The organism is Peribacillus sp. Bi96, assembly GCF_918698115.1.
In the GTDB taxonomy this organism is placed as follows: domain Bacteria; phylum Bacillota; class Bacilli; order Bacillales; family DSM-1321; genus Peribacillus.
In genome coordinates, this window is record NZ_CAKKLV010000060.1 from 1 (window position 1) to 4,597 (window position 4,597).

The 4,597-nt window shown below is 34.7% G+C and carries 3 protein-coding genes; all 3 read right to left on the reverse strand.

The genetic code is table 11. The features are described from left to right. Positions 1 to 486: 486 nt before the first annotated feature. The 3 genes from LQ203_RS27155 to LQ203_RS27165 all read right to left on the reverse strand — a co-directional run bounded on the left by LQ203_RS27155 (position 487) and on the right by LQ203_RS27165 (position 3,992). Positions 487 to 771 carry a hypothetical protein gene (locus tag LQ203_RS27155; protein WP_230163027.1) on the reverse strand — a complete coding sequence of 95 codons (285 nt, stop codon included), beginning with the start codon at positions 769 to 771 and terminating at the stop codon, positions 487 to 489. A 405-nt stretch (positions 772 to 1,176) separates the two neighbouring features. Continuing rightward, complete coding sequence (gene ggt, locus LQ203_RS27160) at positions 1,177 to 2,757, reverse strand: gamma-glutamyltransferase (protein ID WP_230163032.1); 1,581 nt, start codon at positions 2,755 to 2,757, stop codon at positions 1,177 to 1,179. Then, the gene (locus LQ203_RS27165; protein WP_230163030.1) at positions 2,757 to 3,992 is read right to left on the reverse strand and encodes an MFS transporter; all 1,236 of its coding nucleotides are present in this window, start codon (positions 3,990 to 3,992) and stop codon (positions 2,757 to 2,759) included. Before LQ203_RS27165 ends, ggt begins: the two co-directional genes overlap by 1 nt. Positions 3,993 to 4,597 lie beyond the last annotated feature (605 nt).

A 4,597-nucleotide genomic window follows, 5' to 3' on the forward strand; every position in this document is an offset into this window, starting at 1 on the left:
CTGCATTTTAAAATTCATATTAGGGTTCCTCCTAAGGTTTTGAGTTAGAGTGATGTCTTACTCATATCTTACTGAGGAGCCCTATTTTTTTCAAAGTTAATAATTAACGCTCTACAGGAATGCTAACCTGCCCCGTTAGTTCATTAAGAAAAAGAGCTGCTAAAGCAACTCCCTTATGAAGTAAAGCACCTGTTAGTTGAAGGTGAAAAGTAATTATTTTTTAAATAATCTTCTTATCAAGCCGTCACCTAAAAACAATACAATTGCACAAATTATTAAAAACCACCAACCAAGTCCTTTCCAAAACGTTGTAGCTAAAATCGTAATTAGAAAATACCAACCTATATTTACTAACAAGTATAAAAACTTCATTTAAACGCCCTTTCAATAAAAAAACTCAATAACATAATTATTGTTAAAGTAAACTGCACAGTTTGTTCAATAAGAAAGGCGATCCCTTATTAAAGAATCGCACCCTAAAGATAATTAACGAAGAGAATTAGTGGTCTTTTTTTTATATCCCATAATTGTTGTATAAATCGGATATAACAATAACAGACCTCCAAATATCCATATCCCATATTCTTCACTAGGAAGATATTTATCTAATAAATCATTCAAAAATAGATTTCCTGTTATGATGAAGATTAGACCTAATGTGAAAAATGTTAAAGACGTTTTGAAAAAACTTTTCAGTTTAAATTTCTTGTCCTTAAAACCATTAATTAAGCCTATAACCACAGACAAAATAAGTAAATCAGTGACATTCATACGCCTTAACCTTCTTTTTTATTTTCAGCATAAGCGAAAAAAATTCTATTTCATATATGAAAATATTTCCACCTTATTGAACTAACCTTCCCCGTTAGTTGTATAAGAAAATGGAGCTGTTTCCAGCCCCATATAGAAGTAAAGCACCTGTTAGTTTAAGAACTTTGAGTATTATTTTGAACTATAATCCTAAAAACTTAACTGTAAAAATGATTAACAATAAAATGATATTTAGCCAGACAAAAAATTTAATCATCAACTCAGCCCATAGCTTCCTACGCAAACCAAAATAAAGGATAATACCAAATTAGAATAACAAATATTCGATGATTCCTTTGGAAAGTATATTTTAAATAAAAGAAAAGTAACCCGTTCAATTATGAATACGGGTTACCATTATCATTTTTACCTGCCTACAGCTGCACCATCACTTCTTGGATCGGCACCACCATGAACAAAGCCTTGATCATCTATTAAAATTACATTTGCATGACCCATAACACCATCAAATTCTTTTACTCTATTAACTAAATGTCCTGCTTTTGCTAGCTGTTCAATTACGCTAAGATTAACTCGTCCTTCTATTTTTAATTCTTGTGTCTCAGCTCCCCATGTTCTTCCCCAAACAAATCTAGGCTCACTGATTGCTCTCCCGGGATCCATACCATAGTCGATCATCCTCGTGATGATGACAGTTTGGGTTTGCGGCTGTCCCTCCCCTCCTTGTGTACCGTATAGAATCCGCGGTCGTCCATTTTTTAATGCCATCGCTGGCATAAGTGTGTGGAACGTTCTCTTATTTGGCTCTAGACAGTTTACATGTGATTCATCAAGAGAAAAGAATGACCCTCTATTTTGCATAATAATCCCCGTATTACCTGCTACGACCCCAGAGCCAAATTCGAAGTAAAGGCTCTGAATAAAGGAAACCGCATTGCCTTCCTCATCCATAATGGCAGCATGAGCTGTATCACTACCGACTGATTGCGTTTGAATATCCCTTGCAATATGTAGATCAATTGAATCTGCGATTTCTTTCGCATAGGATTTACTTAATAATTGCTCTAAGGGAATGGAGTGAAAATCAGGATCTGTTAGTACTGCATTACGATCTTGAAAGGATCTTTTTAATGATTCTACTAATAAATGATAATATTCATAAGAACCTTCTGGTATTAAAGAAAGATCAAAATTCTCTAATATATTAAGAGCCATTAATCCGACAAACCCATGTGAATTTGGAGGAACCTGGTATATTTGATAATCTCGATATGACGTTGAAAGCGGATCAGTCCACACACCTTGATGATTAGCCAAATCTTCCAGCGTTAACATTCCACCCTTTTCTTTTAAACTCGAAATAATTCGAGCTGCCAACTCTCCTTTATAAAAACCTTCTCTTCCATATCGAGCAAGACTTTTTAATGTAGTTGCTAGATTAATTTGTACAAATCTTTCATTTAAATCAGGTATTCTTTCATTTGGTAAAAAAATTGCTACTGTATCCGGATCAATCCGTAGTAAATCAGCATTTTTTACCGTATTTTCATGCTGATCCTTTGAAAAAGGAAAACCTATTGACGCATACTGAATGGCTGGCTCTAAAACTTCAGCTAAAGATAGTTGCCCATATTCTGTTAACACAGCATCCCAACTATCCACCATTCCAGGTACTGTAATGATACTTTCTACACCACGATGGGGAATTGATTTTTTCCCCTTAAATACTTCGCGTGTAAGTTTAGAACCTGAACGGCCACTCCCATTATAAGCACGAACCTTTTGATCCTTTACACTATATGTAAGCCAAAAGGAGTCACCACCAAGTCCCGTCATATGTGGATATACGACTGCTAAACAAGCGCTAACTGCTACTGCAGCATCAAATGCGTTTCCGCCTTTTTGGAGAATGGAATTTCCAGCTTGTGATGCAAGATAATGAGGACTAACTACCATTGTTTTGGATCCAACAATTGTTTTATTCATCATGCTGTTTCCTCCTTAGACAAATTCATTGATTTTGAAGTAACGACTGTTGCTTTTAATCGTTTATCCGTAAACATAAACAACATTGCTCCAATTAACAATAAACCTCCTGATAGATAAAAACCGAATTCTAGGCTCCCTGTTCTGTCAGCGAAATATCCAGTAATATAAGGGGCGAATATGGAAGAGAGCATTCCACTAAAGTTGAAAAATCCATATACTCTTGAATACATAGAAGAAGGAGTTATATCTGCCAGATAAGATATTAATACTGGATCAAGAGCCAACTTTCCAAGGAATCCATATAAGATTAATCCAATAAGAAGCAAGGAATAGTTACCAATATACGGAATTGCAAACTGACAAATAGCTCCCGCAATTGCTAATATGATAATAAGTGGTTTTTTGCTTTTTATTTTGTCTGACAAGTAACCAAAGATAATTGCTCCTGGTATTGAAGCCCATGGTACCAACGATGCGATGATTCCTGTTTGTGAAGCTTCAACTCCACGCGTTGTTTGTAAATAGTAAGGGAGCCATGTCAGCATTCCAAAAAATCCATACAATGAACAAAAGATTAAAATATATACCAATATATGATTTTTTGTAAATAATTGTTTTATACTATCTTTTTTTTGTATTACCTGTTTTTGTTTCTTTTCTTGTTTTTGATTGTCTCGTACAAATAGTCCAATTAAAATCGCAACAATGATAGTAGGTATAGCAAAAACATAAAATGGAAATTGCCATCCTTTATTTAAAGTATATGTAAAATAACTCGATGCAATAAATCCAAGAGAAATACCGAAGGCCATTCCACTATTTATAAGTGCAGAAATTAGTCCCCTATATTTTTTAGGAGTTATACTTGATGAAATTCCATATTGTGAACCATAATATGTACCTTCGCCAAGACCTGTTAACGCACGCATTAATAGAAAAATACCAAAGCTTGCAGCTAGTCCACTAAAATATGTTCCAACACCGAATAATATATATCCAAGAACTAAAACTCTCACTCTTCCAAACTTATCAGCTAAAAATCCAGTTGGAATTTGCATAAGTGCATAAGCGGCAAAAAATACAGTCGACATTAACCCTAATTGAGAATTATCAAGTCCCCATTCATCACCAATACTCCCCATAACTGGGGAAAGTATGTTTCGATCAGCATACATAAAAACCCAACCTAAAAAGAAAAGAAAAATAACAATTGCTGGATGTGTTTTTTTCATTCATAAATCCCCCTTTAGTTTTCCTAATATTGGGGTCATTATAACAACAAACATTACAGGAAAAGTGGTTTACGTTAGATTTTCTTACATAGTTTTTTACATTATGAAATTAATATAACTATTTTACTCTGTTTCGAAAGCGTTTTTCGTATTTTCATTCCTAAACGGGGTCTCGCCATGGCGGGACCCCTAAAAGGAGTAGATTTCGAGTGTTTTAAAATTTTAAATCTTATTCATCGAAAAGTTATATTTATATCCAAAGGGAGATAGATTAGCAATTAATAATCCCATCGGTCCTGCGCCGAGTATCGCCACCGTATCTCCCACTTTTTTGGGGTCCTTTTATCTCTACTAATACACGCTGTAGGATTTTTAATTCTAAAAAAACCTGAAGATCTATATGATTTTCAGGTTTTTTGCTGCTTCCAATATGAACTCGGTTAAAATATAGTTTCTTTAGAAGCTAACCCGTTAGTTCCATAAGAAACTTCTATGGCGGCGCTCCTCGCCGCCACCATCTACTACGAAAATCTAAACTCAAAAATAGAGTCTAACCCATTAACCCCTTGACGATAATGGATGATAACAATACAACCAGGCTGAGC